Origin of the sequence: Sphingopyxis sp. HIX (assembly GCF_001468285.1) — a bacterium.
Classification (GTDB): Bacteria; Pseudomonadota; Alphaproteobacteria; order Sphingomonadales; family Sphingomonadaceae; genus Sphingopyxis.
Map to the genome: position 1 here is coordinate 54,939 of NZ_LNSB01000015.1, position 26,074 is coordinate 81,012.

30 protein-coding genes are annotated in these 26,074 nt (G+C 62.9%); 10 read left to right on the forward strand and 20 right to left on the reverse strand.

Going from position 1 to position 26,074, the window contains the following annotated elements:
• Positions 1–14: 14 nt before the first annotated feature.
• A complete protein-coding gene (locus ATE62_RS09090) occupies positions 15–1,436 on the reverse strand; it encodes a conjugal transfer protein TraH (protein WP_058807937.1) in 1,422 nt (473 codons plus the stop codon).
• 119 nt (positions 1,437–1,555) lie between these two features.
• Between ATE62_RS09090 and ATE62_RS09095 the strand changes: the two genes are divergently transcribed.
• Entirely contained in the window at positions 1,556–2,725 is a 1,170-nt protein-coding gene (locus ATE62_RS09095) for an ATP-binding protein (RefSeq protein WP_058807938.1), read from the forward strand.
• Positions 2,726–2,760: 35 nt separating this feature from the next.
• Here the strand turns inward: ATE62_RS09095 and ATE62_RS09100 are convergent, their stop codons facing one another.
• Together ATE62_RS09100 and ATE62_RS09105 are read right to left on the reverse strand one after the other, a co-directional pair.
• The gene (locus ATE62_RS09100) at positions 2,761–3,339 is read right to left on the reverse strand and encodes a hypothetical protein (protein ID WP_231728030.1); all 579 of its coding nucleotides are present in this window, start codon (positions 3,337–3,339) and stop codon (positions 2,761–2,763) included.
• Positions 3,336–4,166, reverse strand: coding sequence for a conjugal transfer protein TraF (locus tag ATE62_RS09105; protein WP_231728031.1), 831 nt, complete (start codon positions 4,164–4,166; stop codon positions 3,336–3,338). Before ATE62_RS09105 ends, ATE62_RS09100 begins: the two co-directional genes overlap by 4 nt.
• A gap of 402 nt (positions 4,167–4,568) precedes the next feature.
• On the opposite strand from ATE62_RS09105, the gene ATE62_RS09110 reads away from it, so the two are divergent.
• The 3 genes from ATE62_RS09110 (at position 4,569) to ATE62_RS09115 (ending at position 6,591) form a co-directional block, all read left to right on the forward strand.
• On the forward strand, positions 4,569–5,570 hold the full coding sequence (locus tag ATE62_RS09110; protein ID WP_058807940.1) for a GSU2403 family nucleotidyltransferase fold protein: 1,002 nt from the start codon (positions 4,569–4,571) through the stop codon (positions 5,568–5,570).
• Between the two features lie 357 nt (positions 5,571–5,927).
• Positions 5,928–6,215, forward strand: coding sequence for an AbrB/MazE/SpoVT family DNA-binding domain-containing protein (locus ATE62_RS22865; protein ID WP_231736220.1), 288 nt, complete (start codon positions 5,928–5,930; stop codon positions 6,213–6,215).
• Positions 6,202–6,591 carry a type II toxin-antitoxin system VapC family toxin gene (locus tag ATE62_RS09115; protein ID WP_058807942.1) on the forward strand — a complete coding sequence of 130 codons (390 nt, stop codon included), beginning with the start codon at positions 6,202–6,204 and terminating at the stop codon, positions 6,589–6,591. Before ATE62_RS22865 ends, ATE62_RS09115 begins: the two co-directional genes overlap by 14 nt.
• A 64-nt stretch (positions 6,592–6,655) precedes the next feature.
• On the opposite strand, the gene ATE62_RS09120 is transcribed toward ATE62_RS09115, so the two are convergent.
• The 17 genes from ATE62_RS09120 to ATE62_RS09200 all read right to left on the reverse strand — a co-directional run bounded on the left by ATE62_RS09120 (position 6,656) and on the right by ATE62_RS09200 (position 21,300).
• Positions 6,656–7,261 carry a S26 family signal peptidase gene (locus ATE62_RS09120; protein ID WP_058807943.1) on the reverse strand — a complete coding sequence of 202 codons (606 nt, stop codon included), beginning with the start codon at positions 7,259–7,261 and terminating at the stop codon, positions 6,656–6,658.
• On the reverse strand, positions 7,233–8,093 hold the full coding sequence (locus ATE62_RS09125) for a type-F conjugative transfer system pilin assembly protein TrbC (RefSeq protein WP_058536466.1): 861 nt from the start codon (positions 8,091–8,093) through the stop codon (positions 7,233–7,235). Before ATE62_RS09125 ends, ATE62_RS09120 begins: the two co-directional genes overlap by 29 nt.
• A complete protein-coding gene (gene traN / locus ATE62_RS09130; RefSeq protein WP_058807944.1) occupies positions 8,062–9,132 on the reverse strand; it encodes a conjugal transfer protein TraN in 1,071 nt (356 codons plus the stop codon). The genes ATE62_RS09125 and traN overlap by 32 nt, the downstream gene beginning before the upstream one ends.
• Before the next feature lie 41 nt (positions 9,133–9,173).
• Positions 9,174–11,084, reverse strand: coding sequence for a hypothetical protein (locus tag ATE62_RS09135; protein WP_331458543.1), 1,911 nt, complete (start codon positions 11,082–11,084; stop codon positions 9,174–9,176).
• Positions 11,085–11,278: 194 nt separating this feature from the next.
• Positions 11,279–12,295, reverse strand: coding sequence for a TraU family protein (locus ATE62_RS09140; protein ID WP_058807946.1), 1,017 nt, complete (start codon positions 12,293–12,295; stop codon positions 11,279–11,281).
• Positions 12,292–12,954, reverse strand: coding sequence for a hypothetical protein (locus ATE62_RS09145; RefSeq protein WP_058807947.1), 663 nt, complete (start codon positions 12,952–12,954; stop codon positions 12,292–12,294). Before ATE62_RS09145 ends, ATE62_RS09140 begins: the two co-directional genes overlap by 4 nt.
• Positions 12,944–13,093 (reverse strand): hypothetical protein, encoded by a 150-nt coding sequence (locus tag ATE62_RS23855; RefSeq protein ID WP_231732560.1) that lies wholly within the window; start codon positions 13,091–13,093, stop codon positions 12,944–12,946. The genes ATE62_RS09145 and ATE62_RS23855 overlap by 11 nt, the downstream gene beginning before the upstream one ends.
• A gap of 80 nt (positions 13,094–13,173) precedes the next feature.
• Positions 13,174–13,506, reverse strand: a complete 333-nt coding sequence (locus ATE62_RS09155) for a hypothetical protein (protein ID WP_058536471.1) — start codon at positions 13,504–13,506, stop codon at positions 13,174–13,176.
• A complete protein-coding gene (locus ATE62_RS09160; RefSeq protein ID WP_058807948.1) occupies positions 13,503–16,019 on the reverse strand; it encodes a TraC family protein in 2,517 nt (838 codons plus the stop codon). Before ATE62_RS09160 ends, ATE62_RS09155 begins: the two co-directional genes overlap by 4 nt.
• The gene (locus ATE62_RS09165) at positions 16,016–16,645 is read right to left on the reverse strand and encodes a TraV family lipoprotein (RefSeq protein WP_443028729.1); all 630 of its coding nucleotides are present in this window, start codon (positions 16,643–16,645) and stop codon (positions 16,016–16,018) included. The genes ATE62_RS09160 and ATE62_RS09165 overlap by 4 nt, the downstream gene beginning before the upstream one ends.
• Complete coding sequence (locus ATE62_RS09170) at positions 16,645–17,889, reverse strand: TraB/VirB10 family protein (protein ID WP_231728061.1); 1,245 nt, start codon at positions 17,887–17,889, stop codon at positions 16,645–16,647. Before ATE62_RS09170 ends, ATE62_RS09165 begins: the two co-directional genes overlap by 1 nt.
• Before the next feature lie 50 nt (positions 17,890–17,939).
• Positions 17,940–18,707, reverse strand: coding sequence for a type-F conjugative transfer system secretin TraK (locus ATE62_RS09175; protein ID WP_058810000.1), 768 nt, complete (start codon positions 18,705–18,707; stop codon positions 17,940–17,942).
• Positions 18,691–19,290: a TraE/TraK family type IV conjugative transfer system protein gene (locus ATE62_RS09180; protein ID WP_197411754.1), complete on the reverse strand. Its 600-nt coding sequence runs from the start codon at positions 19,288–19,290 to the stop codon at positions 18,691–18,693. Before ATE62_RS09180 ends, ATE62_RS09175 begins: the two co-directional genes overlap by 17 nt.
• 41 nt (positions 19,291–19,331) lie before the next feature.
• Positions 19,332–19,598 carry a hypothetical protein gene (locus tag ATE62_RS09185; protein WP_058539826.1) on the reverse strand — a complete coding sequence of 89 codons (267 nt, stop codon included), beginning with the start codon at positions 19,596–19,598 and terminating at the stop codon, positions 19,332–19,334.
• Between the two features lie 114 nt (positions 19,599–19,712).
• Complete coding sequence (locus tag ATE62_RS09190; protein WP_058539827.1) at positions 19,713–20,030, reverse strand: hypothetical protein; 318 nt, start codon at positions 20,028–20,030, stop codon at positions 19,713–19,715.
• Between the two features lie 204 nt (positions 20,031–20,234).
• Positions 20,235–20,975: a DsbC family protein gene (locus ATE62_RS09195; RefSeq protein ID WP_231728032.1), complete on the reverse strand. Its 741-nt coding sequence runs from the start codon at positions 20,973–20,975 to the stop codon at positions 20,235–20,237.
• Positions 20,976–20,994: 19 nt separating this feature from the next.
• Complete coding sequence (locus ATE62_RS09200; protein ID WP_058539829.1) at positions 20,995–21,300, reverse strand: hypothetical protein; 306 nt, start codon at positions 21,298–21,300, stop codon at positions 20,995–20,997.
• Positions 21,301–21,632: 332 nt separating this feature from the next.
• On the opposite strand from ATE62_RS09200, the gene ATE62_RS09205 reads away from it, so the two are divergent.
• The 6 genes from ATE62_RS09205 to ATE62_RS22870 all read left to right on the forward strand — a co-directional run bounded on the left by ATE62_RS09205 (position 21,633) and on the right by ATE62_RS22870 (position 26,065).
• Positions 21,633–22,058 (forward strand): hypothetical protein, encoded by a 426-nt coding sequence (locus ATE62_RS09205; protein ID WP_156419790.1) that lies wholly within the window; start codon positions 21,633–21,635, stop codon positions 22,056–22,058.
• 143 nt (positions 22,059–22,201) lie between these two features.
• Entirely contained in the window at positions 22,202–22,618 is a 417-nt protein-coding gene (locus tag ATE62_RS09210) for a helix-turn-helix domain-containing protein (protein ID WP_156416887.1), read from the forward strand.
• Between the two features lie 3 nt (positions 22,619–22,621).
• A complete protein-coding gene (locus ATE62_RS09215; protein ID WP_058810003.1) occupies positions 22,622–23,251 on the forward strand; it encodes a GntR family transcriptional regulator in 630 nt (209 codons plus the stop codon).
• A 162-nt stretch (positions 23,252–23,413) separates the two neighbouring features.
• Entirely contained in the window at positions 23,414–23,554 is a 141-nt protein-coding gene (locus ATE62_RS23255; protein ID WP_156416888.1) for a benenodin family lasso peptide, read from the forward strand.
• 55 nt (positions 23,555–23,609) lie between these two features.
• The gene (locus ATE62_RS09220) at positions 23,610–24,275 is read left to right on the forward strand and encodes a lasso peptide biosynthesis B2 protein (protein WP_156416889.1); all 666 of its coding nucleotides are present in this window, start codon (positions 23,610–23,612) and stop codon (positions 24,273–24,275) included.
• On the forward strand, positions 24,275–26,065 hold the full coding sequence (locus ATE62_RS22870) for an asparagine synthase-related protein (protein ID WP_082662704.1): 1,791 nt from the start codon (positions 24,275–24,277) through the stop codon (positions 26,063–26,065). The genes ATE62_RS09220 and ATE62_RS22870 overlap by 1 nt, the downstream gene beginning before the upstream one ends.
• Positions 26,066–26,074 lie beyond the last annotated feature (9 nt).

Genomic DNA, 26,074 nt, shown 5'->3' on the forward strand with positions numbered 1-26,074 from the left:
TGCGGTCGCCCTCGTCACGGATTGCGCGAAGCGGCGGTGCCGGCGGCGTCGCGAGCATCGCGGTCGCGCTCTCGCACCAGTCCCGCATAGCTCGCCGAAAGGTTCGCCGCCGACATCGCAGCCAGATAGCTCTGCCGCATCTGTGCACGCTGGCGCAGCACCTCGTCGCGCAGGTCGCGGAGTTGTTCGAGGCCCTTGGACAGGATTCTGGTCTGGCAAACATTCGCGTTGTTGGCGTCGGCCGCGCCCGCCGCGGCCGATCCGCGTTCGGCGTTGGTGAGGGCATAATCGATCGTCCGGGTAAGATCGTTGAGCATCTGGTAGGCGAGCGTAAGCGCCACCAGTTCGTCGGTGTCGGCGATGACGGAATCGACAACGCCCTGACGGACGCCCCATTCGAGCATGCGATAGACAGGAAGAGTGCGAACATTCGCGACGAACTGGCGCTCCTCGGGGCTGAGCGCCGCGCGGGTCCGGATCTTGGTGGCGATCGACTGCATCCGCTCGCGCGCCAGGAGGAGCGCCCCGCGGCCCGCTCCATCCTGTGAGCAGTCGGCACCGGTCGGCGGCACGCTGAGCGAGCGCCGCTGGACCTTGCCGGTCAGGAAATCCTGCGCGCTCTCGCTGTCCTGCGCCGGGCATTGCGGAATGGCCGTGAACAACGGAACCTTGTCCGACGGGTCCCAGCGCATATAGACGTCGCCGACCCGGGCGCGCATCACGCCCGTCCATTCGCCGGCACCGACCCGCTGCGCGGCATGGGCGAGGAGTGAGCCCGTGCGGAAGATGTCGGTGACGTCACGCGGACAATTGGCGAGCGCGTCTTTCAGATCCTCGGTCGGGTTGTTGTTGTTCGCCTGGATTTTCTCTCGGCTCTGCTGATAGCTTTTCGCATAGCCCTGCTTGATCGAGCGATAGCCGGTCATCTCCTCGATGATCCCCGACATATTGTCGTCGCCCTTGGCGATCTGGACCATGCGGTTGGCAAGGCGGCAGTCGTTGACCTGGATCGAGTTCAGGAAATTGGTCGCCGCCTCCATCTTCGAGATGATGTTGCCCATCTTCTCGTCGAGGGTTTCCAGAAGATATTGGAATGCGACCGCCGGTGCCGCCTGGAGGATGCTCTCGAGTTTCTGGACGAGATATTCGGGGTCGAGGAAGGACATGCCGCCCAGGAACATGTCAATGCCGCCGCAGCCCGCACGCACCTTGGGCAGGCTGATCGACATGAGATAATCATTATGGACGTCGACCCGCCCCGACATGCCGCCAGCGGTCACATAGCCGCGCGTCTGGTCCTCGAACGAGCCCGGCGAGGTATAAGTGACATTGTCGAACCAGCTCTCGGCCCAGCTTTGGGCGTGTGCAGGCGCCGAGCCAAAGCCGGCGAACAAGGCGAGGGCTGCGAGGATCGTGCGGGGAGGGGAGGTGGACATGGCGGGTTTCCTTTGGAAGGCAAAGATCCCGCTCCCGGCCCGCCAAGCCCGGGTTGCAGGGTGATGAGGCATCCCATATCATCCTTGCATTTTCGGAATATAACTCCGAATATGCAAGGATGATTGAACGCAGGATCAAGCAGGAGCTCGCGGAGCGCCTCGGCGAGGTGCCCGCTGTCGCGTTGCTTGGGCCGCGGCAGGTTGGCAAGACGACGCTTGCCCACGAAATAGCGGAGGGGCGCCCTTCGATTTATCTCGATCTCGAATCGGACGCCGACCGGGCGAAGCTTGCTGATCCGGAGTTCTATCTCGCGGCCCATGAGGAACAGCTCGTCATTCTCGACGAGGTTCATCGCATGCCCGGCATCTTCCAGATCCTGCGCGGGCTCGTTGATCGCGGACGCCAAAAGGGTCTTCGCGTCGGTCGCTTCCTTCTCTTGGGGTCGGCTTCGATAGACCTGCTCGCTCAATCCGGGGAAAGCCTTGCGGGCCGTATCAGTTATCTCGAAATGCGTCCGCTCGATGCTCTCGAAGTGCCGCCGAAGGATCTCGACCGGCTTTGGGTGCGCGGCGGCTTCCTCGACAGTTTTCTGGCAATCAGCGACCGAGTGAGCCAGCGCTGGCGGCAGGATTTTGTTCGCACCTATCTCGAACGCGACATTCCGATGCTGGGACCACGCATCGCGGCGGAAACGCTGCGGCGTTTCTGGACGATGCTTGCGCATCACCAGTCGGGATTGCTCAACGCATCGGACTTCGCGCGCAGCCTCGGCGTGGATTCCAAGACCGTCGCGGGATATCTTGACCTGCTCGTAAATCTGCTGCTCATCCGGCGGCTTGAGCCTTGGCACAGCAATGGTTCCAAGCGCCTGGTCAAGTCGCCGCGCGTTTATGTTCGCGACAGCGGCCTGGTGCACAATCTGCTCGGCCTGACGACTCTTGACGACATATTGGGACATCCCGTCGCCGGGGCCAGCTGGGAAGGCTTCGTCATCGAAACCATGATCGCAGCCGCGCCTGAAGGGAGCACCGCGAACTTCTATCGGACGGCCGCCGGTGCAGAAATCGATCTTCTGCTGAGCCTTCCGGGCGGTGCGCTCTGGGCGATCGAAATCAAGCGCAGCCTCGCTCCGAAAATGGAGCGCGGATTCTACAGCGCGTGCGAAGACCTTAAGCCCCAACGCAAGATTGCGATCTATCCCGGCGCTGAGGCCTTCCCGTTGAAGGAGGGGGTAGAGGCGATGCCCCTCCCATTCGCAGCGCAGGAATTGCTGTCGCTCGGCGGCTGACCACCCGTTCCGGGAGCGGCGGACGTTGTTCGTGGTCACCGGGTGCTGGCCCGCGCGGGCACGCCGACTATGCCGGTGAATTTGGACATGGCGCGGACCCCGACATCGGGGCGCACGCCCGTCGCCATCTTCGCCGCGAGATAGAGATTGCGCGCGAGGTTGGGACGATGATCGGTCCCGACCGCGACCGGGATCGTGCGATTGACGTCCGCGAGCGGGCGAACCCAGGCCACGGGGTGTCCGACCCAGGGAAGCCCGAGACGCCCGGAGCGCAGCATAGCTTCTTGCGAACCGATCGTCCGGACCTGCCAGCCATAGTGCCGGCCGAGTGCAACGAGCTTGGTCCAGAGGTCCGCGCATGGAAGGCAGCCCGGCGCGGTGCTCATCTCGATTGTGAAAGCTTGGCCGTGGCCGCTAAGCGTACTCGTGAAATCGTCCGGGAAGTCGCGGGTGACGGGAACGCGTGACAGCCAGGCCTGCATCGCACCGTTATCGCGAACCGGATGGATAGCCGCGCGCATCGCGTCTTCGCGTGACACGGTCTGAGCGGTTGCGGCCGATCCGATCGCGAACACGAGACCGGGAATGCCGAGCAGGATATGGAAGAGGGTCACGGTTCGACGCCCACGTGGGTCTCGACGAGATCGCCGCCGATTACGCGCGGGTCCGTGGCCGAAACCGGGCCATTGCCCAGCGCATCGAAGAAGCCGGCATCCTCGCCGGGGCCGGTCATGAACTGCTCGGGGCGGATGTCTCCGCGCAGGAGCCGGACCGCCTGATAGGCCATCTGCGAAAGGTTGGGATAGGCCTCGACCCCCGAGGCGATGACCATGCGCTGCTGGCTGCCCCGGCGGATCACCATGGTGGTCGGCGTCACCTCGACGCCAAAGCGGCGGCCGACGTCAGGCCGACTGCCGAGATCGACGAGCGTGACCTGCCAGCCCATCTCTTCCTGGAAGCGCTGGATGATCGGCCATTGGACGCGGCAATAGCCGCAGGTCGTACGCGAGAACATGACGAGCGCGAATTCGCCGGCATGGCTTCTGAGATAGGCGCGGCGGATGCTGTCCTTCTCGGCGGTGAGCCCGGATCGTGCGTCACCGACCATGGGATTGGCGGATTTCGAGTTGAGCTCGGGGTGCTGGAGCATCGCGATCTGCGTCACCCCGGCGAAGGCGCGCGCCTTGCGCCGGGCAAAGTCCTGGAGCCGCCAGAAGTCCGCCACCGCATCAACGGTCAAAACCGTCGCAGCATAGTCGCGCTGTTGCTCGATCAGCTTGCGGATCTTGGGCGGCGTCCAGGTCGCCAACTCCTTCATCGGTGGAATCACGGGTTTGGTGAGCGCCTCCGGATTCTTGTCGTCCGCCTTCTTCGGCTCTGGCGTCTCGTACCACCAATAGCCCTGCTTCGCTGGCGGAGCGATGACCACGGTTTGCGCCATGGCGATCACGGGCAAACCGCAAAGCGAGCAAGCCAGTAGTAGCGCGCGCCGCGACGGCATTACACTGACTTGGGAGGATGCCCGCTTTTCGAAAGCGCGGTGTTTGGTGACGAGATATGTCATGCCGACATCGTGCGGATCGAGCGACGGCGCGACAAGAAGGGGGGCACTTCAGTGCCGTTTGTAACTCATTATGCACCAAAAGGACCAAAATGCGCACAATGGGAGCATGAGTGGTTTCATGTGCCCGCCGACGTCATCAGATTTTGTCCTGCAAATCCGAAAATCGAAAAATCGCAGGATAAAACCCTGATACACGCTCAATGGGATTGTATAAGTATCTATATATGAGCGATTTATCCAGCAATTGACAGAATCCAATATTCGCAGGATAAATTGCCGATGGCGATCAGGGCATTTTCCGATGAACAGGCGAGGGCGCTCATCAATTTGCGCCAACGCTACGAGGTCTGGATTGAGGCCGAGCGAGGCCTGGCCCAGCTTCCCTATGGCCTCGCGCGGAAGGAAGTTGGCGGGCGAGCCTATCTTTATGAAATCCGCGACCGCAAGGGCAATGGCAAGAGCCTTGGACCATGGTCGGATGCCCAGGCCGCGCAACTCGAAGCCTATCGTGATGAGAAAGAAGGCCTGAAGGCCCGAGCCGCCGCAAGTCGATCGGCGCTCGATGAAAGCGCTTCGATCGCACGCGTCTTGCGCGTGCCAATGATCGCCAACGAAGCCGGTCCCATTTTGCGCGAGGCCGATCGGCGAGGGCTGCTGGGTGGCGCGCTGCTCGTCGTGGGAACCAATGCAGTTGCTGCCTACGCACTTGAGGCCGGCGGCTTCATTCCCGAACTTCCCGACGAGACTGCCGACTTCGATCTCGCTTGGACCGAGATCGATCCCCAACAGGATGCACAGATCGTCTGGAATTTGCTGAAAGCCGTCGATGCGACATTCACAGTCAACACCGGGCGTAGCTTTCAGGCGCGCAACGCCAACGCCTATGAGGTCGAAATCATCGCCGGTCCTTCGCGTGCGGCCAATATGGCACGTACCGATCGGCCGCAGCCGATTCCGCTTCCCGAACAGGAATGGCTGCTTGAGGGGAGACCCGTCGACCAGGTCGTCATCTGCCGCAATGGCAGCCCGGCACGCATCGTTGCGCCCGATCCGCGCTGGTTTGCGCTCCAGAAGCTGTGGATGTCCGGGCAATCGAAGCGTCACCCGCTCAAGCGTGGCAAGGACCTGAAGCAGGCGCTGCTTCTCCTCGATGCTGTTGCCGAGGCTATGCCGCACTATCCACTCGACGATGCCTTCGAAGCGGCGCTGCCCGGCGAACTTGCGCCTTATTATGTCCGTTGGGCCGAGCGGCGCCCACAGCCGCGATCGCCGGACTGGTAGGCCGTGCGCGGTAACATCGCGAAGACCCGACAGACAGCAACGGACTTTGACGCGAAATGGTCAGATTGAAGGGCGACCAGGCATCATCGTGGAGCGAAGCGGGACTGTTCCTCCCCTCACGAAGCATGGAAGCCACTCGACCGCTCTGCGAACCCTCGACTTAAATCAGCCGCGTCATTCGCTTGAGCTTTGTGATTGGTGGAAGCCCGAAATAGCAGCTGTCGAATCCTTTGGGGTGATGCGAGCCGACATAGATTATGCCCGGCGGCACGATACCGCTCCATTGCATATGATCGAGCTTTATCCCGCTGGACCTTGCCAATTGCGGTAACTGTCTCTATCTTACCGATGTCTTACTTGGAGGAAGTTTCCGTGGGCGTGCATGAACGGTTGACCACGATTGTATCGACCAAAGGGCAGATCATCCTGCCGAAGACCATTCGCGATCAACGCCATTGGCCTGCTGGCACACGGCTAACGGTCGAGGATACTGCCGAGGGCGTGCTCCTTAAGCCAGTCCCCGTTTTCCCCGCATCCAGCATCGATTCTGTGTTCGGTTCCCTGCCATATAAGGGACCCGCCTTGTCGGTTGATGACATGCACGAAGCGATCTCGCGCGAGGCGAAACGACGTGCGCGCGATTGACACCAATATCATCGTTCGCTTTCTCACCGCCGACGATAAAAAGCAGGCAAAGGCCGCCCGTGCGGCGATCGAGGCCGGGGACATCTTCATCGCGACGACGGTCCTGCTCGAAAGCGAATGGGTCCTTCGCAGCGGCTATGATTTCACACCCGCTCAGATCGCTGGGGGCTTGCGCAACCTGGCTGGTCTCCCCGGCCTCACGCTGGAGGAACCTCTTGTACTTGCGCAGGCACTGGATTGGATGGTGGAGGGGATGGACTTCGCCGATGCCTTGCATTTGGCCAAGTCCGACGACTGCACTGCATTTCTGACCTTCGATCGCAAATTTGTGAAGGCAGCCAAGGGACTCTCGCCGATTCAGGTCGAAATCCCCTGATTCTATCGGCGTGAAAAGGACCCGCAAGGGTGCAGGTAGTACACCCGTTCTAATAGCTCACGCATCAGATCAACCGGGCCATTCGGGTAAGCTTCGTGATCGGCAGAAGCCCGAAATAACGGCTATCGAACCCCTGAGGGTGATGCGAGCCGACATAGACCATGCCGGGCGGCACGATGCCGCTCCATTGCATATGCTCGAGCTTCATCCCGTTGCCGGCGAAGGGGAGGGTCGTTCCCAGCCGGTGACCGTTGCAGAAATAGCGTGCGTCCATCGCGATCCGGGACATGCGCGACGGCATCTCGATCTTGGTGAGGCGATCGCCCGGCACGCAGAGGGCAAGCTTGGTTACCGACACCGGCTCGGGGCCGGCGATCGGGTGCCGCAGCTCGAACATGACATAATCACCGCGGCGAATGGGACCCGCCGCCTTGCGCACCGCCCAGGCGTCGATCGACGGGCTCATGACGAGCACGATCCTCGGCATCGCCACCGCCGCGCCGAAGGCGATCGGGAGGATCAGGGCGAGCGCGATCCACAACCGCCGCGGTGCCGCCGGCCTGCCGGGCGCGGGCGCGCCGAGCGCGGATGCCGCTTCGCGCGGCAGGCCCCGCAAGCGATGCCACAATGCTCCAAGCGCGTTAAAGAGAACCAAGGCGAGCCTGAGCATCCTGCACCTCCTTGCTTCCGCCGAGGCGGGCATATTCCGCGAGCAGTCCGGCGAGCGCGCTGTCGCCGAACACCAGATAGGCGGCGCGGGGGCTCTCATCGTCCCTTTCGCAATACGCCTGGGTCGGATCGCCGGGGATCATCGCCAGCGCCGGCACGCGCGTGACGCCATGCTGCCGAAAGACGATCGGATCCACGATGATCTGGACATTCCGCATTGCGCAGCCCGGCCCCTCGCACCCGGGGTCGAGCCGCAGAATCTCGGCCGAGAGCTTGGCCATCGGTCCGACTTTTCGCAAACCTCCGGGCATGCCGCGAAACGCCAGCACGCCCTGAACCCGCTCGAGCTGCGCGGCATAGGCGCGCAGCACCGGGACGGGCATCGAGGAGGATACGAAGAGCACGGGCACCCAGCTTTTGGCCGCGGGTGCCGGGACGGTCTTCGCGAGCGCCTTTTCTTCGGATGGCTCGAGTCCGAGGGCCTGGCGCAGCCGTTTCGCCTGCGCCTCGCGCTGTGCTGCAAGACGGGCCGCGCCGTTACCCGCGGCGGCGCGGGCACGCGCGTCCATCCGCGCGTCCGGCATGCGCTTTCGCAAGCCGTCAAAAGCGCGCCGCCGTTCGGCCTCATGCTGGTTTCGGGGGAGCGTGGGAGAAGGGGTGGGCGCAGCCTCCGCCTTCTGCCGTGAAATCGCGCGCTCGACCCGCTCCATGGCGGCGGGTCCCTCCTCCTCCATTCGGGTTCGGGCAGAATCCTGCGCCAGCGCGGCTCCTGCCGCGAGCAGGGACAGGAGAAGGGCTGCGCTATTGCGGCTGAACGGCTTTGAGATACGCATCCACACGATCCTTCATGTCGATCTGGATATCGGACTGGGCGCGGGCCTCGATGTCCGCATAATATTCGGAGAGGTCGATCTTGCTGAAATCGAGCGCCTGGAATTCTTCCGGTGTGAAGCCGCGGCACAGCGGCTTCTTGGGCGTACCCCAGGGATTGGTGTTGAACGACTTGAGCTGGGGACGCCCCTGTTCCTGGATGATCCGGCCGAGCTTGGTGTTGAAGCAGCAATGCCCGCGCGCCTTTTGGAGGCAAACGCCGAGAAAACTCGAGGCACAGTAGGTGCCGACCTCGTGGCACATGCCCGATCCGCGTAGCATTCCTGTCTCCATGTCCTGCTGGTCACAGCCCGAGAACAGGAAATCGATCATGAAATTGATCGCGAGGCTGATCGCGATCGATGTTGGATCGATGCCGACGATGAGCGCGTTCGCGCCGGCGCTCGCCGCCTGGCTCGCCGTGGCCCCGGCCTTGAAAGCGGTATAAGCTGCCTGCATGCCGGTGAAGACGCCCTTTGCGACCGCGATCTTTGTGCCGACCGATCCGATCGAGGAGCCCATGCCATCCTTCAGGATCTTGCCCTTGTCCTTGCAGCAATCGGACAAGGTCGTGCTGATCCCGGGCGGGCGGCACCGCATGCCGCGCCCGGAGAAAATCTCGATTGCGCCAAGGCAATTGCCGTCGGCATCGACCGCACCGTCGGGTACGGCACCCGGATCGGCGATCGCCGGTTCTTCCTCGATCGGACGGACCGCGGGATCGGCACATTGATTAGGCGAGCAGGACGGCACGCCCCCGCTAGTCTTGGTGAGGCAGGCGAACTGAGGTCCTGCCGGACAGCTATATTCGCCGGCAGGATCGACGGCGCAGGCGACCTCCTGGATCGGGCAAAGGAACGCGCCCGAGGCGGTCGGCTGGCAATAGGTAATCTCGCCCGGATCGGACGCATCGCCGCTATTGTTAAGATCGGCGGCGCACATCTGGAGCGATTGCGCCGAGGCGGCAGGCGTCCAGAGTGTCGAGGCGAACGCGAGCGCCATCGTGAGGGTCAGAGCGTACAGGGTTGTTGGCCGGTGAGGAATCATCGCACCGTCCCCGTGCAAACGAGATCCGCCCCCGCCAGCCGCACTGACTGCATCATGACGACCGCCTCTGGAAAATCGTCGAGGCAACCGCACGCCGATACGACCTCCTCACCGGGACCCGCCGGGCAGCGATTGGCGCCGTCGCAGCCATGATAGAAGATGTCGGTGCCGCTCGGGTCGTTCTGCAAGGCTCCGACCACGCCGGAAGGCGCCACGCCATTGTTCGCCTTGATCGCGCGCGTCTTGCAGATCGGCTCGCAGACCGGAACACTGCCGCGATCGGGTAGCGAAAAGCCGGTCGACCAAGTGACGAAAGCGCCGTCCTTCTGCCGGATGCGGTCGCCGAGCAACGTCTCGGTCGAGTGATCGATGATATAAGCGCCCCGGCTGGTGTCCGGTCGCGGTACATCGGCCGTATCGATCGCGCAGCGATAGCGCCGCGAGCGGAGAAAGAAGGGACGCCCGAGCGACACCGTGCAGGCGGCGCTTCCGAAGAGCCTTGTCTGGGGCAGGGGCCGCAACCCTGTCGCCGCGCCATTCCGGAAAGTCTCTACGCCGTCGACATTTTCATCGACGAGGCGGCAGGCCGGCTCCGCCGCGTAGCCTGAGCAGAGGTCAACGATGCGCTCGAACAATTCGCAACTCGTATCGACGCGGACCTCGACGTCGACGGCACCCCAGCGCTTGCCGTTGCCGCCCCGCACGCGCATCGCGACTTCTGCATCGCCAGTCTTGAACGCGGCCGTCAGGTCGATCGGCGTCGTATTGACCGGGTCGAGATCGACCGAACAGTCGCCGGACGGAATGCCGTCGCCAAGCCAGGGACGCTTGCCGGCATAGCCGACGACCTGGCCGTTCAGTCGCGCTTGGACCCAATCGTCGCCCGCGATGCGGGTAATCCGCGCAGAGACGATACGTTCGGGCTTCATCACCCGGAACAAGGCGGCGTAGGTCGGCGGGGTGGCCGAGCAATTTCCCTCGCCCGCGAGCCGGTAGCGCCGGCAGTCGGGCCCGCAGCTTTGCACGAACTCGAACGGCCCCGATGCCGTTACGATGTCGTCATAGCTCCAGGATTTCACCGTCACCTCGCGTTCGATCGTGCAGGCCCGCGTCTGTTCGGCCTTGCCTGTGCCCGCTGGCGAGGCGAGGACGGCCTGGAAGACCGAGCTGGCTTGGGAAGCCGCGTTCGCGTCGCCCTGGATTGCGGAAGGATTGCCGCGATAGGCTGTTTGCGGAAGCGACGGCGCGCCTGTGCAGGCGGTGGTCTCGGACCCGACATAACGGATTACCGGCTCGTCGATGACCGCTTCGGCCACGCCATAACGGGGATCGGCCGTGGTCAAGGCCCCGATCATGCCGCCGCCGAGGTCGCGCAGAACCGATGCGAGATTATCCCAGGCAAGGTTCACGCCGCAGCTGTTGTTGATGCAATAGCATCCGGCCAATTCGGGTAGCTCGACTTCGGTCAACTTGATCCGGCGGTCCGCGCTGACATCCCACCGGAAAGGGCGGCACTGTTCCCACGTTCCCGGCGCGCACGAGATGACTCCGTTCGCGCAAATGCCCGAGACCGGCACGCCGAGGCTCGATCGATCGTCGATGGTCCCGTCGAGGTCACTGTCGCGAGCGACGCTGATCGTGGCGAGGTCGCCGCCCGCGCCGGGCTGGACGAGCACTTCCATCAAGGTCGCGGTCTTCCGGCACGCCAGGTTCGGCGTAAAGGCCTTGCTGTTATCGACAGTGCTGACGGGCTGTCCCGCGAGGCCGGGCGTCACATAGTTGCGCTGGATCGCCTCGCTGTCACCGCTCTTCGCGCGCGATGCCTCGGCCGCGCTTCGTGCCCGCTCCTCCATCGACTGCGCTTGAGCTGGGGATGAGCCTATCAGGGTGGCCAGCGCGGCTGCCACAGCAGACCGGTTCAGGGAGGGGCGCCTGATCCGCCGTGGCGCGGAAGCCGCGCTGGCCGGGTCTGGGGCGGTGCCGGGAGGGGAGGGCGGCACCGCCCCAGTTCCGCATGGCCACCGGCGGCCGTCGAGGCCTTGGCGGGCGAACCTCCAAACGAGGCCGGAGAGCCATGCGAAATGATGGAAGGTCAGCGGTCTCATGGCACGGGTATCCCGGCGCAGCAGATGACCTTCTCGAAGAGCATGAACTGGGCATTGTCCTTGCCAGGCGCGTGCTTGGCGCTCGTCCAGAGCGCACCGGGGCGACCAATATTGACGCATTTGCCGCCTTTGACCGGCTCCATGATCTGGAGCTTGTATCGCGACTTGGTCCAGATCGGCTGGGGGATGAAGGAGCAGCCGTCTGCCGAGCTGATCGTCAGCGCGCCGAGGCGTCCCATCATGAAGGTGCCGCGCGCGGCGAGACCGGCCCACGCCTCGACGCTGTCGTCGAAATGGATGTCGCCGGCGACGGGATAGGTCGCACCCCAGCTCCCCATGCACCAGAAGAGCGGATCGATGACCTTGCCAGCGGCCGCGGCCGCGCTGTCGCCCATACAGGCGAGACCTGCTGCGGGATTGCCGAACAATATCCCTTCGGGCTGGATGATTGCGCCGAGGGCACTCGATTGCCATGTCGGCAGCACCTCGGTGATCAGCGCGACGTCGAACCCGTCATTCTCAAGGCATGGCAGGTCGGTGAACATGTCGAGCATCGCCCAAACCGGCGAGATATAATAATGCATCTGCGCAAACATTTTGCGGGTGTTGGTGCCGTCCGCGATCGACGACTGGCTCCCTTGCAAGCGTCCCCCAGTCGGCATCAGGTCAGCGCCAAGCGCGATCATGCAGCCAGGCTCGGTCACGACGTCGATCATCCGGTTCGGCGACCAGTAGGATACCTTCACCCCGAACCAGAACTGCACGCCCTTGCGACAGGCGCAAAGCGGCTTTGATGCCGATTGCGCGTCGAGTGCCTTGTCGAGTTTGTCATAGCTTCCGATCCGGACGCCGCCGACGGTGATCGGGAAGACGCAGGTCCAGCGTACCTTGGTGATCGGGTTGAAGATGGTGCCGGCTTCGCATTTCGAGGCATGAGCCTGGGAAGGCCAGGCAAGCGAGACGCCGAGACTGATCAGCAGGCCGACGAAGCACAACGAAAGACGGTGCGTCATCGCGGGGTCCCCTCCAGCGTGCGGCTCTTGGGGCCGAATTCCGTGAGCACCAACTGCGTGCCCGACTGCGCGACGATCACTGGCGCGGCGCTAAGACCGAGACGCTGCTTCACCCGCTCTTCGAGAATGTAGATTGCCCGGCCGCTCCGTTCGCCGAGTGCGATCGCATCGCCGCTGTCGGAGCCAAGCGCCGTGAGCAGGATAAAATCCGACGGCCCGGCAACCCGGAGCGCCCAGCCAAGGTCGCGCGGATGGACGATCACAAGGCGTTGCGGCATCTTCACATAGGATAGCGGATTGAGGGTGAACCCCTTCGGGTAGACCATGCGCCCGTCGGGCAGCTTGATGTCGAATTCGAGCGTGTAGAAGGGCACCACCGTCCGCACCCGGTCCGTCGGTGCCGGAGGCAGAGCGGCCGCCTTCAGTGCGCTCCAGCGGCTACGCGGTCCAAAATTCTTGCTCATGTCACGGGGCAGTGTGGCGACCTTGGCCTCGATCTCGGCAAGCGCGTCGGGTTCGGCGATCGCCCAGGTGCGCCCGATTGTGCTATTTCGTGTAGCGATGACCGCTGCAGCCGAGGCGCTCGCGATTGCGCCACTCGCGAAAGCGACGAGCAGCCAGGCGCGCCGCCGCGCGACAGCTTCGTGGCTATAGCCCATGGCGCCGTCTCCAATGATGTGCGGGCGGGTCGGGAAATCCGATCAGCGACAGGACCAATGTGGCCACTGCGAGCGGGGTCAGCACCCAGATCAGCTGCCGCTCGTTGGATCCCGGTGCCGCCGCGAGGAGCAGAAGCATGCTCTGTACTACCTGGAGGAGGAATCCGCCGAGTACCATCCGGACCGCCTGCTGCGACGGTGCTCCTGAGATGAGCCCGTTCATCGCTGCCACCATTGGCGTAGCCGTGTCATGGCCCTCGCTGCCCAAGCCGAGAGAAGCAGCAACGACAGGCCGGTTGCAAAGCAGGTGGCGGCAACCAGCACGCTAGCGCGGAGCACCATCATCACCGGCTGCTTGAGCAGGAGTCCCGCCGCCAGAACGAGCGCGCCCATGATAAAGGTCTCGACCGAAACCAGACGGAAGCGCCAGATGAAGGACTCAGACTCGAAGCGCGCGGCCAGCCGTTCCTCGACCAGCCGGTCGACGATCTCCATGTCGGCCACTGTCAGTTCCAGCGTCTCGGAAGAGGGGGCGGGCCGGGCGCGCATCATGCGACGTCACGCATCGACGGGCGGGGCCCCGCTGTGCTCCCGACCTCGTCCGGATCGACACCGGCCAACCGGCAAATCGCCTCGAGCGGGGAGAGTCCTTGATGGATCAGCGCTTCAAATGCCGCGACCTCTTCGGGCGCCGAGGTGTTGATCCAATAGGAGAAAGGATCGACCACGAGGCGGGCGATGCCGAGCCCGAGCGGCGAGTCTATGAAGACCTCGGAATAATTGGGCTTTGAGTTACGAACTGATTTCAACAGGTCGAGGACGAATCCCGAATAATCGAGAATCTTGTTGTCGACCGCGCGATCATAGGTCGACCCCTGCAGCAGGAACCGGGTCGCGGCATTCTCTAGGATCACCTGTCCGGTACCGCCGAACAGCGCGAGGTCGTTCATGCTCTGCAGCACGATTCCGAACGATCCTCGATATTTGCGCGCGCGGCGATAGCCCTGGCCGAAGGCTTCGGCGAGGCGCGACAAGTCTTGGCCCTCGGTCCGCGTCATGAACTGCGCGGCTTCGTCGCAGAGGACGAAGCGCGGCCGATCGCGCGCCGAGAGATAGAGCTCTTGCGTGACCGCATTGACGACAACCATGACGATGACATTGAAGAGATCGGGCATCGCCTTCAGCCGCTCGAGCTCGAGCACGACGAACTCGTCGGAGCGGATGTCAAGCGTGGAGGGGCCGTTGAAATAATGGCCATAAGCCCCGTCCGACCCGAAATCCCGGAGATTGAAGGCGAGTTCGCGCGCGGTCGGCACGAGATGCTCGACGCTGTCCAACCCGGATTCGACCCGCTCCGGATAAGTGCCGAGCCAGTCGCGCACCGCGTCGATACCATGATCCGCGCGGCCCGTGTCGATAGTCCACTGGACAGCGGACTTCAGGAGATTCCATTCGGACGTGGTAACGCCTTTGCGCGTCGCGGCGTTCGCCATCTCGGCGACAATCGCAACCGCCATGCTGATCGCCGACTGCTTGTCGTCCCCGTCGAGCGCTAGCCCCATGTCGAAGGGGTTGAGGACGAGCCGCTCCTCGCCGATGTCGATATAGCGGCCCGAGCACAAGGTACAAAGCTTGCGGTAGCTGCCGCCGATATCGATGATGCGGATGAGCGCCCCGCCGGCATAATATTGCTGGCAGAGATTGTTGAGGAGAAAGCTCTTGCCCGCGCCGCTCTCGGCCGACACGATGAAATTGTAATTGTTGATGCGCGGATCGAATAGATCGAGCGTCACGAGCTGGCCCTTGCGTCCAGTGTAGAGCAGCGACGGCCGCCCGCCGCCCCGGAAGTCGGTCTGCACGGGCGCCAGAAGCACAGCGGCCTTGACCGGCATTCGAAAGTCGCGTTCGAGGAGCCGCAGCGTTGTACGATCGGGATAGAGCCCGAACGGCAGGCTCATCACCAGCAGCGTTGGATTGAGATAGCTTTCTTCCTGCATCGAGAATGGCAAGGGCTCGCCTTCCCAAAGGCGCTTCGCCCGCGCGGCCATCTCGCGGGCATGGCCACGATCGCGCCCGAACACCCAGAGACACGGGATCACCCGGACGAACTTGGAATTCCCGGCCTCATCGAGAATCCAGCCGATCTCGTCGATCTGCTTGCCGACCTCGACGGCGAAACTCCCCGCCGCCTTTTGCGCGGAGAGGATCTGTGCGCGCTTGTGAATCTCGAATTGAGAATGATCGAAGAGGACATTGAGCGTGTAGAGAAACGGCCCGCCTATCTGGTCGCTGTCCTCCGATGCGCCGCGCATCCCACCCAGGAAACGATTGGCCCGCTCGGCGGTGATCCGCCGCGCCGGCGCCTTCGGCGTAAGACACCGGGCGACCTGATTTCCAAGGAATACCTCGGGTCCTTCGAACAGAAGATCGGGGCCGGCATCAATGATCTGCTTGGCGATCGGCGGCGCCCCGACTGTGGTCCCATCGGCGAAGACGCCCGGCGCGGCATTGGCGACGCCGTTGAAAATCCGCCGGTAGAAGCAGATGATCTCCTCGGGCGGGAGACGCCGGATACCCAGTTTGGAAAGCTGCTCCTCGACCTGCCGGCGAAGATCCTCGCCGAGCGGCCGCCGCGTTTTGATCGACAACAGGGTGCGAAAGTTTCGGACCGGAATGCCGTGCAGCGCGTCGAGGCCATGGCGTCCTGCGCTCAGATAATCGCGCGTCCGGCGCGCCGAGGCCTGGATCAGCGGATCATCCCTGGTCTTGAGATCGAGAAAGGCGTCGAGCGCGTCGTCGATCAGCGGATCGGCGAAGGTGTGGATCTGGAGAACCGTGCCGTCCGGGAAATGGATGTTCAGCAGTCCCTGGAGCGCGCCTTGGACGTGCGTAAACATATAGGCGGTCGGGACGATCTCCCAGGCCTGCCCCCAGCTGTCGTCAATGCACAGGAACGCCTCGCTGCCAGCGTCCCATGCGACCATCGGCAGATAGTTCGAGAAACTGTCCCGCTGCACGGCGCTGCGCATCCGCGCGAAGCTGAGGTTCGAGGACTGCCTGCTCATGGCCGGGGTTCCGCGACCGGCGGGACGGCATCCGATCTGGAGGACTCCTTGACCTGCGACAAGATGGGCGCTTGGGAGGCGCGGGCAGGCGAGGTGATGAGCGCACCGCCGACCACCCAGGTGGGCTTATCCAGCACGGAATAGATGTAACGCGGCATATAGAGCCGGTCGGGTCGCTGCCGATCAGCATAGGGCAGGATGAGCGTCCGAACGGTGCGCGCCGGCCGCAGCATCGGTGTCACCGGCGCATCAATCAGGCCCTTGAGCTCCTGGTAGACGCTCTCCTTGTAGCTGCCATAGACGTCCCCGCCTGTCCGGCCGCGCGCCTTCGGAGCCGCGGAGCCGTCATTTATGCTGCGCAACATTTTCTGGTCGTTGGTCACCGCCGGATCCGACTTCGAACGCGCGCCGGCGACGGCATCCTCATAGGCGCGCTCGGGATGGATGCATTGGCCATGATCAGAGTTCTTGCAGTCGAACTTTTCCGAAAAAGGCGACATAAGCGAGCCGACGCTCGCGCAACCCGAGAGGGACGCGGCGATCGCCAGGGCGGGCAGGGTGGACGACAGGATACGAAAGTTTGGGACCATGGCGGTTTCTCCCTTGGGCTTGGATAAGATGCGCATCAGAATTTGCTTCCGACGGAGGGCTTGATCTCGAGCGCGATGCCCTCCTGGATGACGACCACGACCTCCTTGGCGGCGCCCACCTCGACCACCGGGCCGGCTTGCCGTGCCAGGTCGAGGTAGAAGTCGGTGAGCTTGTCCGACGATTTCGAGAGGCCTCCAGCAATGCCGGCCTTGGCCGCGTCGCCGGCATCAAGGCTGCGAACGCTGCCGAGCGCAGACGTCGACACGCTGCCGTATGTGCCCTCGACCGTCTGCGAAATGCCCGCGATCGTGCCCGCGATGAAGGAGCGGGCGAGTGTCGCGCCCGCGCGCGTCACTACCTTGCCTGAGAGGCCTTTCTTGCCATCGGTGTCGACGAAGAATCCCTTGATGGTCTGGTCGACCACCGCATGCTCGTCGAAATCGACACATGAGATCGATACGAGCTGGACCTCGACCCGCTCCTTGGCGAGGCTGCCGGTTGCGTTGCCGATTACGAAGCACCCGGCCAGATTGGCTTTCACATCGTTCGGCAGAACGGCGGGCGCCTGGACGCGCGCGATGATCGGCTCTGGATTATTGGTCGCGTCCTTGCTCGCCAGCGCGTCGATCCCGGTCAGGAGCCGTGCCCGCATGAAACCAGGCGGCAAATAAATCGTCCGGTTCGCTTTTTTTGAGCGAGCCCCGCCGGCCGCGCCTCCTTCGGGAACCACGGCCGTGGTCGCCGCGCCGATTGCGCCAACCTGGCGTTCAATGGGGGGCGCCGGCGGCGCTGCCGGGGCGGCTGGAGCTGCGGGCGGGGGCGGGATCACACCCGCCTCGCCGTTCGCTTCGGGCGGAGCGGGCGGATAGGCCGGGGCATCTCCCGGAAGGGCCGGGGGTAGCCCATCGTAGGCGCCGCCTTGTGTGGCGGGCATGCCATCCCCCAAGCTTCCGGGCGTGACCTTGCCTTCCTCGATGGCGGTGACCCGGTCGCCCAGCAGCGTCTGCCCGTCGAGGATCTTTTGCAGATCGCCGCGAAGCTTGACCTCGAGGCTGTCACCGCGAAGGCCCGCGCCCATGTCGAGCTTCGACGCTTCCGCCGGCTTCGGAGCCTCGGCATCCTTCGACGAACTCGCCGTGTAGAGCCCGAGCCCGACCAGCGCGATGGCCGATACGACCCCGGCTTGCTTGGCTCTCAACTGCTGCCGTGACGTCATGCGCTCCCACTGCGCCCGGAAATCGAACAAGGCCGGACCTTGCGATCCCTCGGCTGACGTTATCTCGCGAACAAGCGTTTCATCGCCTGTTGCGGCGCTGTCGGCTTCGGCGCTCACGGCTGCGCACTCCGGCGAACGACGATGAGGCGCGCGGTGTCTCCCGCGGCGAGCGTCAAGCGGTCGAGCGTCACCGAGAAGATATCGGCACCAAAGGCATTGTCGAGAAAATCGCGCTCGTCGAGCGAGGTCGCTTCTGTTGCGTGAAGCAGATATTCGCTTACCGAAAGACCTGCGCCCTCGATTTCAAGGCGCCGCCGCTCGGTCGTTTTGACCTGCGGCAGGTCGCCGACTGCGACGGCCTCACGCGCGGGAGCGACCTCGGTGAAGGATGCGGGAACGCGGTCCTGAAGGATCGCGAGCGCGATGCCCACGGCCCGTTCTTCCTCGACCAGCGGTGCGAGCAGGGCGTCATTGGCCCGCGTGCGCTGGGCGGACCCGGGAACGAGCGTCACCGTCTGTGCGGGGATGTCGGCGGGTTCGGCATAGAGCGGATAGATCGCGCCGTTGCACGAAACGAAGAATTCGGACGGCGTTGTCACATAGCTGCGGGTCTTGGCGCCGGCATCGTCCATTTCGTGGACGAGGAACTTGATCCAGGCGTCTGATCCGCCGCGCTCGACCGCAAGGCCCTTTTCCGCCGAAAATTTCACATCTTCGATCTCGCCGCCGACGCATACGACATGGTTCACGTCGCGATTGGAGAGCCGGATGCGGCTGGTCTGGTCGGGGAGCACGGAGACCGATTGGGCGAGGGCTGCGGACGGCGCCAGCAGTGCGCCGAGGAGGCAGGCAAACCTCCGGCGGTTACCGGATATCGGCATTGAAATTCTCCTCTTGGAGGGCGGTCAGCCAGAAACGGCCATTTTCGGTCGCGTAGCGAATGCGCAGATTGCCACGAAACTTGCGGATCACGCCGCCGATCACGCGGACTTTTTCGACGGGCACCAATATTTCAGTGGCCGTGTAGGTGACGGGCTGGTCACCCCGAATATAGGTCGCGATCGACAGCGTCGGATTATTCTCGAGCTCGCCCAGCAAATGACTGAGACTATCGCGAAGCGCGTTGTAGGCGCTTGGATGGACGATCGTCAGCAGTTCCTGGAATTGCCGGTCCGCCGAATAGGCGGAATAGGTCCCCGCAAGACCGACGATATTGAAAGTGATCGTACGGAGATAGGTTTCGGAGGGCTTGCTGCCGGTGACATAAAGGTCTCCGGTGGCGCCGAACGGGACGATGACCGTGCGCTGAGCCTGGTTCGTCGAATAGATGACGGTGCCGAGCACCATGCTCACGCCAAAGAGACCCGCGATCGCGAACTTCAGCAACCGGTTCTCCTCGAAAAGGTTGGCCGATCCCTGGAGATAGCGGTGCAAATGCCAGCTCGGGCGCGTATCGCCGATCATGTCGGCGCTGTCCTTGCGTCTGAAGAAACCTGCCATCGGACCTACTCGAAGAAGCGGGTCTGGGTTGGACCCGGGTAGAAGCGGAAACGGATGAGACCCCAGCGCCAGGCGAGGTGCGGAATGAAACCGCGCGGCTTGGTTCGCTTCCACGGAAGGAAAAGGAGAAGGGCGCCGATGAGTCCCCAGCCGATCAGGCCGCCGACGATGACCGCGACGAAGATCGTGCTCATGACGACGACAAATTCCTGGGCGTCGAACCAGAGGATCTGGACCGGTCGATGCAGGAACTGCGGCAGACGTTCATCCAACGCCCTTCTCCCATGCTTCATCACGCGTCGGCGTGACATCCCGGAAATGACCACCACTTCCGGTTCCGGATGACGCGTCGGTCGCCGGGTCCTCCTGCGACGGCGCGCCGAATGTCAGATCACCATGCCGAAGGTCTGGAGGATCGAATCCGCCTTGATGAGGCAGACCGCCGCCACGATCGTCGGGATGCCGATCATGATGTTGGAGAAGAGCCGCGAGACGCCGAACAGAAAGGCGGCGACGCCGCCAACGAAGCCCAGCGGGCCCTTCACGCCCTTGTTCACGACGATGTCGTAAATGTCGTAACCGAGGTCGCCGGCCGCCGGCGCCTGGAATGCGTGGGCCACGCCGGCGCACGCGACTGCGGCCAGGAGGAAAAGGACTGCCGCGTCAACCGTGCGGACCGTCCTTCCCCGAAACATTGTCATCATGTCCATTCTCCTTGAAGGGAGACCGTCCGAAGATACCTGCCGGCACGACGAAAATCGTTTCCGGCCGACGGCAGCGGTGGACGGTCTCCAAAAAAGCCGATGCCGCCGGCATTCCGGTCCTCGATCCCCTCAGGTCGCGCTCATGCGAGCGGCAGGGAGCAATCGGGGCCCGCCAGAAATTCTTTGGGGGGGTGAGGCTGCCGATCAGGGATCGGCGCCAGCGGCTCCCTTCTTCCCATTCAGGAACGCCTCGAGTTCCGCCTGCTGGAAGCCCGACACGAACTTCCCATCGACAAAGAGGGTGGGGGTGCCGGAAATGCCCATCTTGCGGACTGTTGCTCCGTGGCGCGCGACCTGCTCCGCACCGGCCTTGCATTTCGTCAGACCGGGAGGGCTCGCGCCCGCATAAATCGCCCTGAACGCCGCCGCCTTGTCCGGCGAGCACAGGATGTGCTCGGCCTTGGCGGCCGCGTCCGGGTGGATACCGCTCACGAAATAGACGAGCCGCTGGACCGGCTTGCCTTCCGCAGCCTTTGTCGCCCAGAAGCGATCGAGCGCCTGGCAATAGGGGCAATCGGGATCCGTGAACTCGATGACCTTCGGCGCGCCGACGGGGCCGATGACCAGGGCGTCGCGTTCGTCAATCGCCCCGAGCCGCTTTCGCGCGCTGGCGTCCTGAGCCATCGCGGTGATGTTCACGCCATTCTTGTCGTAAATCGCCGCGAACAGCAGATGATCGCTTTCCGGCGCGAAATAGAGGACTCGCCCGCCGGCGATAGCCTGATATATTGGCCCCCTTACAGGCGCCGGTCCGAACTCCTCGAACTGGAGGTTGGTGAAGGTCTGTCGCAGCTCCCGTTCCGCCTGCCCGGCGGCATCGCCGAGCGCGTCCCCGGACTCCTCCGCCGATGCGGCGTGCGCAAGCGCAGGGGACGCGATGGCCATGGCGGCGCAGCACAAAGCACTAGCGGCGCGCATCGAATTTATCTCCGGCGGGCGCGACCGCGTTGAGGAAGATCGACCTGTCGATCCGGTGCGCCGCGCCAAGCGTGACCGGCGTTTTCGCCAAAGGCTCGCGAGGGTCCAGGATCGGGACGGTACGGCGTTCGATTGAAAAACCGCTCGCGTCCTGGGTGACGATCAGATCGCCCCGTCTGGCGGACGGTTCGGTCTGCCCGGCGCAGCGACCCGGATCGGAGTGCGCCGATGCGGGCGTGCCGCCGGATAACAGGATTGCGATGCCCGCAAGGCACCGATTGTACGGCGTCATGACTATCTCCTCGTGGCGCAAATTGCGCGGTGATTGACGATCGGTGGATCGGAACGGACCTGATGATCCGAGACCAAATGGTCTCCTCCAACCGGAACGAGGCGAGGAATGATGATGAAACGAAGAGCGCACAATGATGAGGGCACTGAAGTGCCGATTGTGCAAATTGCGCGCCGACGCTGCCTAAACGGCGCCCTGATTCACGATTGGCGGGCCGCGGGGTCACAATTGATCCCGGGAGACCGAAAAATGCACTTCGGCTTACTGGCGCAAATGGTTAATATGCTCATGGTATCACCACGCTGGTTTTCTGTGTGCTGGGAGGCAGACCGATGACGCGGCAATCACGCACGTTCAAATTGCGGCTTTCTCCGGCAGGCATGGATTTGCTCATCGACTCCCATGTCCACCTGATCCGAAGCACGCGGGCATTGCTCGCCTGGGGCACCACCCTCCAGGTCGCAGTCGATTGCCTCGACCGAATGCCGGCCCCCAAGGTTCTGGAGCAACTCGCCTCGCTTTCGACGGCGGGCCTTCAGGGCGGCGAGGATCATTATGTCGGCGCGTCCAAGGGGCTCAATCATATGGCGACGCGTATCGCCGAGCGCGTCGTTGAAGTCGCGCCGGATCGTGATGCGCCGACCCTGGCGAGCATCTACATTGTCGCCCTGCACCAACTCACAAGAACCGACCACAAAACGCTCCGTGCGACCTATGAACGCGTGAAGCCGGCAGCCCATAGCGGCGTGCCCGGATAGAAGCCTTCACTTTCTCAAGGTCTTGCGCGACGCGACCCGGCAAGAATTGCGGCAGTTCCGTTTGACCGTGGTGTGATGCACACCTAGCATTCCAAGAGTTACAGGCCTTGGCTGGGGCAATCTCCCGAGAAGGAGACGCGGAAATGTCGCTGGAAGACGCGGCTTCCGTCGCTGAAGGCCCGCTGTCGCGTATCAAGGAACAGTCGGGAAGGCGAATTGAGGAAGCGAGAAAACGGGAAGGGCTGACGCAACGCGAATTGTCGAGAGAGCTCGGCATGGGCGTGCGCTGGCTACGCGAAATCGAATCCGGAAATCCGAAGGCAAGGCTCGATGACCATCTGCTCTGTGCTTACAAGCTGGACCTCTCGACAGGGCATATCCTCATCCCGCTGATGTTCTATTCGCAGAAGATGGCGTTTCCGATGCAACTCGCGATCGGAGATCTGCGCGAGCTCGAGCGACTATGCATCGAAGTCGTCGCGCAAAAGCATCTCGACCAGCTGACGAGTGCGCTCACGCCCCGATGGAGCCAAGGGCTCCGGATATCATCGGCTGCCTGATCGATGGGGCTCGATACCGCCACTCACCAGCGGATTTACCGCGCAATCAAGGAAGACTATCTCGCTGGTGTGTTCTATCCAGGAGCGCGGATCCCAATTCCGGCGATCGCGCGTCGCTCCGATTCCAGCGTAACGCCTGTGCGCGAGGCCCTGTATCGCCTCGTTGGCGAGGGGCTCGTTGAAGCCGATCCGGACGGCGGTTTCCGAATCGCGCTTCCTGACTTCAATGCGCTTGCCAATCTCTATGCGTGGTCGGGGCATCAGCTTCTGTCTGCCCTGCACTTGACAAGCCGATCCGCCATAAAGGCTGCGATGGCGCGGATCCGGAGTCTGGATATCGGCCCGGATCCTATCTCTATCGTCACGGCGACATCGGCAACATTTGAGGCGATCGCGTGGGCATCTGGAAACAGCGAATACCTGGATTCAATCCGGCGAACCAATGAACGCCTGCACTATTCTCGACTCGCCGAGGTCGGCCTCTTCGGCGACCTCGAACGGGAGCTTCGGACGTTTGTCAGAAACGGCACAATCGACGTCAAAATGAACGTCCGAAGACGCGTGACCGCTTATCATCGACGACGCGTGGAGCATGTGGCGCAACTCTGTGCCTTGCTACAAGGTACCGCATAAGCTTCTGAAAACCGGGCGCGATCCTCGTCAGGTTAATTTCGATTTTGGTCTAAATCGCTGATTTAAAGCAATAATTGCTGCGTATATGGGCGGAGAACTCCTTCAACCCGCGTAAATTGGGACTACCGCGAATGTCCGCGGTGTTTGAAGAAGGAACGTATCATGCAACGCAATGACGATCATCTCGACGCCGAAGTCATCGACCTCGGCGTTGCCAGCGAAGTCACCAAGGGGTCCATCGTGGGACCGCTCGACACCAAGGGTGGCCGCGATTTCGGTGCCGCGGGAATCTCCGACGACTGAACGGGAGGGCGCACGGCCCCCGGGTGTCGTGCGCCCAACCCCGAGGGGTTCGACCATGCCTCTGCGCCTGCGAGACGATTTGTACTTCTGCATCTGTTCTGGACGAGCCGTCTTTCTGGACGTCGGTGCCGACCGATATTTTCAGTTGCCGGTTCATCAGGATTTGGCTTTCCAGCGGTTCGCCTCTGGTCAAGCGCCACAACCAGGCGACGAGACCACCCTCGAGGCAATGGCAATCAGCGGCCTGATGGTCGATGCGCATCATGGTGCGCGGACGTTTTCGCCTGTCACTGTCTCCCCGCCAATGGCCGAGATCGACCCGATGCTGTCTATGGCCAGGCTGACCGATCGGCTCGCGGCCCTCCTCTCGGTCCATAGAGCGCGACGCGCACTAGCCAAGCGACCACTCAAAAACCTCTTTAATACCATGTCGCGGTCGAGCGCCGCGCTCGTTCCGGATCGCATCGAAGATTGGACCGCTGTAAACCGCGTCGCGGCGGCGTTCGCGGTAAACGGCATCATCATACGGCGTCAGGATCAATGCCTCCCGCTGTCGATCGCTTTCAAACACCTCTGCCTTGCACGCCGGACTCCCACCACGCTGGTGATCGGCGTCAAGCTCGACCCCTTTGTCGCGCATTGCTGGATTCAAAGAGACGAATATGTGGTCAATGACACGCTTGAACGTGTTCGACTTTTTACCCCGATACTGGCGCTCTGATGGCGCTTCGATATCTTGTGTTGGCCTCGCGCGGCGGCAAACTCGACGACGGACTGGTCGACGCGGTCGGTGAACGAACTGGGCTTGTCGCGCATTGGCGCTCTAGCCGTCACGCTGTTCTGACGAGCGAGCAGCGGTCGCCACTCGGAATTGGTGACGGCGCCGGTACGATCATCGGCGACCTGTTCCACCGCCATGGCAGCGGCCCCGCGATCAGGGATTTCGATGCCGCGTCCGGGGTCGGCCTCTCTGCAGCGCCGGTCCGGGAACTCCTGGAGCGTTACTGGGGCGGATATCTTGCTGTCTGGACCGATGGCGAACTGGTCCGCGCGCTTCGCGACCCATCCGGCCAGTTGCCATGTTGCTATGCAGTCGGTCCAAGGGCCGTTGCGTTCGCATCGGATCCAAGACTCTTGATCGATGCTGGGGTTGTAAATGTGTCGATTGATTGGGGCGGGGTAGCGACCACTCTCTATGTCGACGACCTCGCGCAGATACGCACGGGACTTACCGGTGTCTCCGATTTGCTTGCAGGCAACCTTGCTACCGTGGACGAACGTGGCTGCTCGCAGGCTGTTTGCTGGTCGCCGTGGCACCATGTTTCGAACCCCCTGGAGGTGGATTATTCCGTCCATGTCGAAAGACTGCGCCGGGCTGTCGAACAATGCGGCCGGGGGTGGGTCGCCACATTCGATAAAAGCATTTTGGCCGTATCGGGCGGCCTCGACTCGTCGATCCTCGCGTCGTGCGTGGCGGGATCGCCGGAAGTGGAATGCTTCACACTTCGAACGAATGAACCGCGAGGGGACGAGACAATCTATGCCGAGGAGCTGTGCAAATGGTGCTCGCTGCCGCTCGAGACGCGAACCTATCGGCTCGATCGAGCCGATATCATGCAGTCCGCCGTTGCGCATCTGCCAAGGCCCGGGGGGCGAGCGCAGATGGTGGCCTATGATGAAACCGTTGTTCGGCAAATGGCGGCTCGGTCCGCGACGGCATTCTTCACGGGCGCTGGCGGGGACAATGTCTTCTATAATACACGCTCTGTTCGCCCTATCGTCGATCGCTATCTCGCGGCTCCGACCGTCCCGGGCCTTCTGGCGACACTACGCGACCTCGCACAGGTCACAGAAGCGAGCATTTGGGAAGTGGCGCGTCGTGCTTTTTCCGTTCCGAGACTCCGCGGCCCCAAATATAGCTGGCCTTTCGATCCGCAGTTTCTCCATCCAGGCTGGATCGGACACCTGATACGGGAAATGCCATCTCATCCCTGGCTGGAGGCGCCGACGGACGCGTTGCCCGGGAAATGTGGACATGTCGCCATGATCACGCGCGCCCAACATTATATGCACGGACACGACAGGCGACTTAATTTCACCGAGATCGCACCTCTTCTGTCGCAACCCGTCGTCGAAGCGGCATTGGCCATTCCCAGCTGGATGGCTTGCGAGGGCGGCGTCGATCGCTCTGCGGCACGGCGCGCCTTCGCCCCCAAGCTTCCGTCGAATATTATCCGCAGGCGAATGAAAGGCGGCCCGGACGCGTTCGCAATGGAGATATTGAGATCCAACTACGACCTCGTTCGAAACCGGCTTCTGGGGGGGCAACTCGCAGCCAATGGGATCATCAATAAGCCGGAACTGGAGGTTGCGCTTGCTAAAGACCGAATGACGCATGGTACGAATTATGTGCGCCTCCTGCTTCTCCTCGACACCGAATCCTGGATTGAAGCGTGGCAATCGAGTGCGGACCAACACAACATAAGCGCCCGGGAATCCGTCGCGAGTTGACAAAATGCA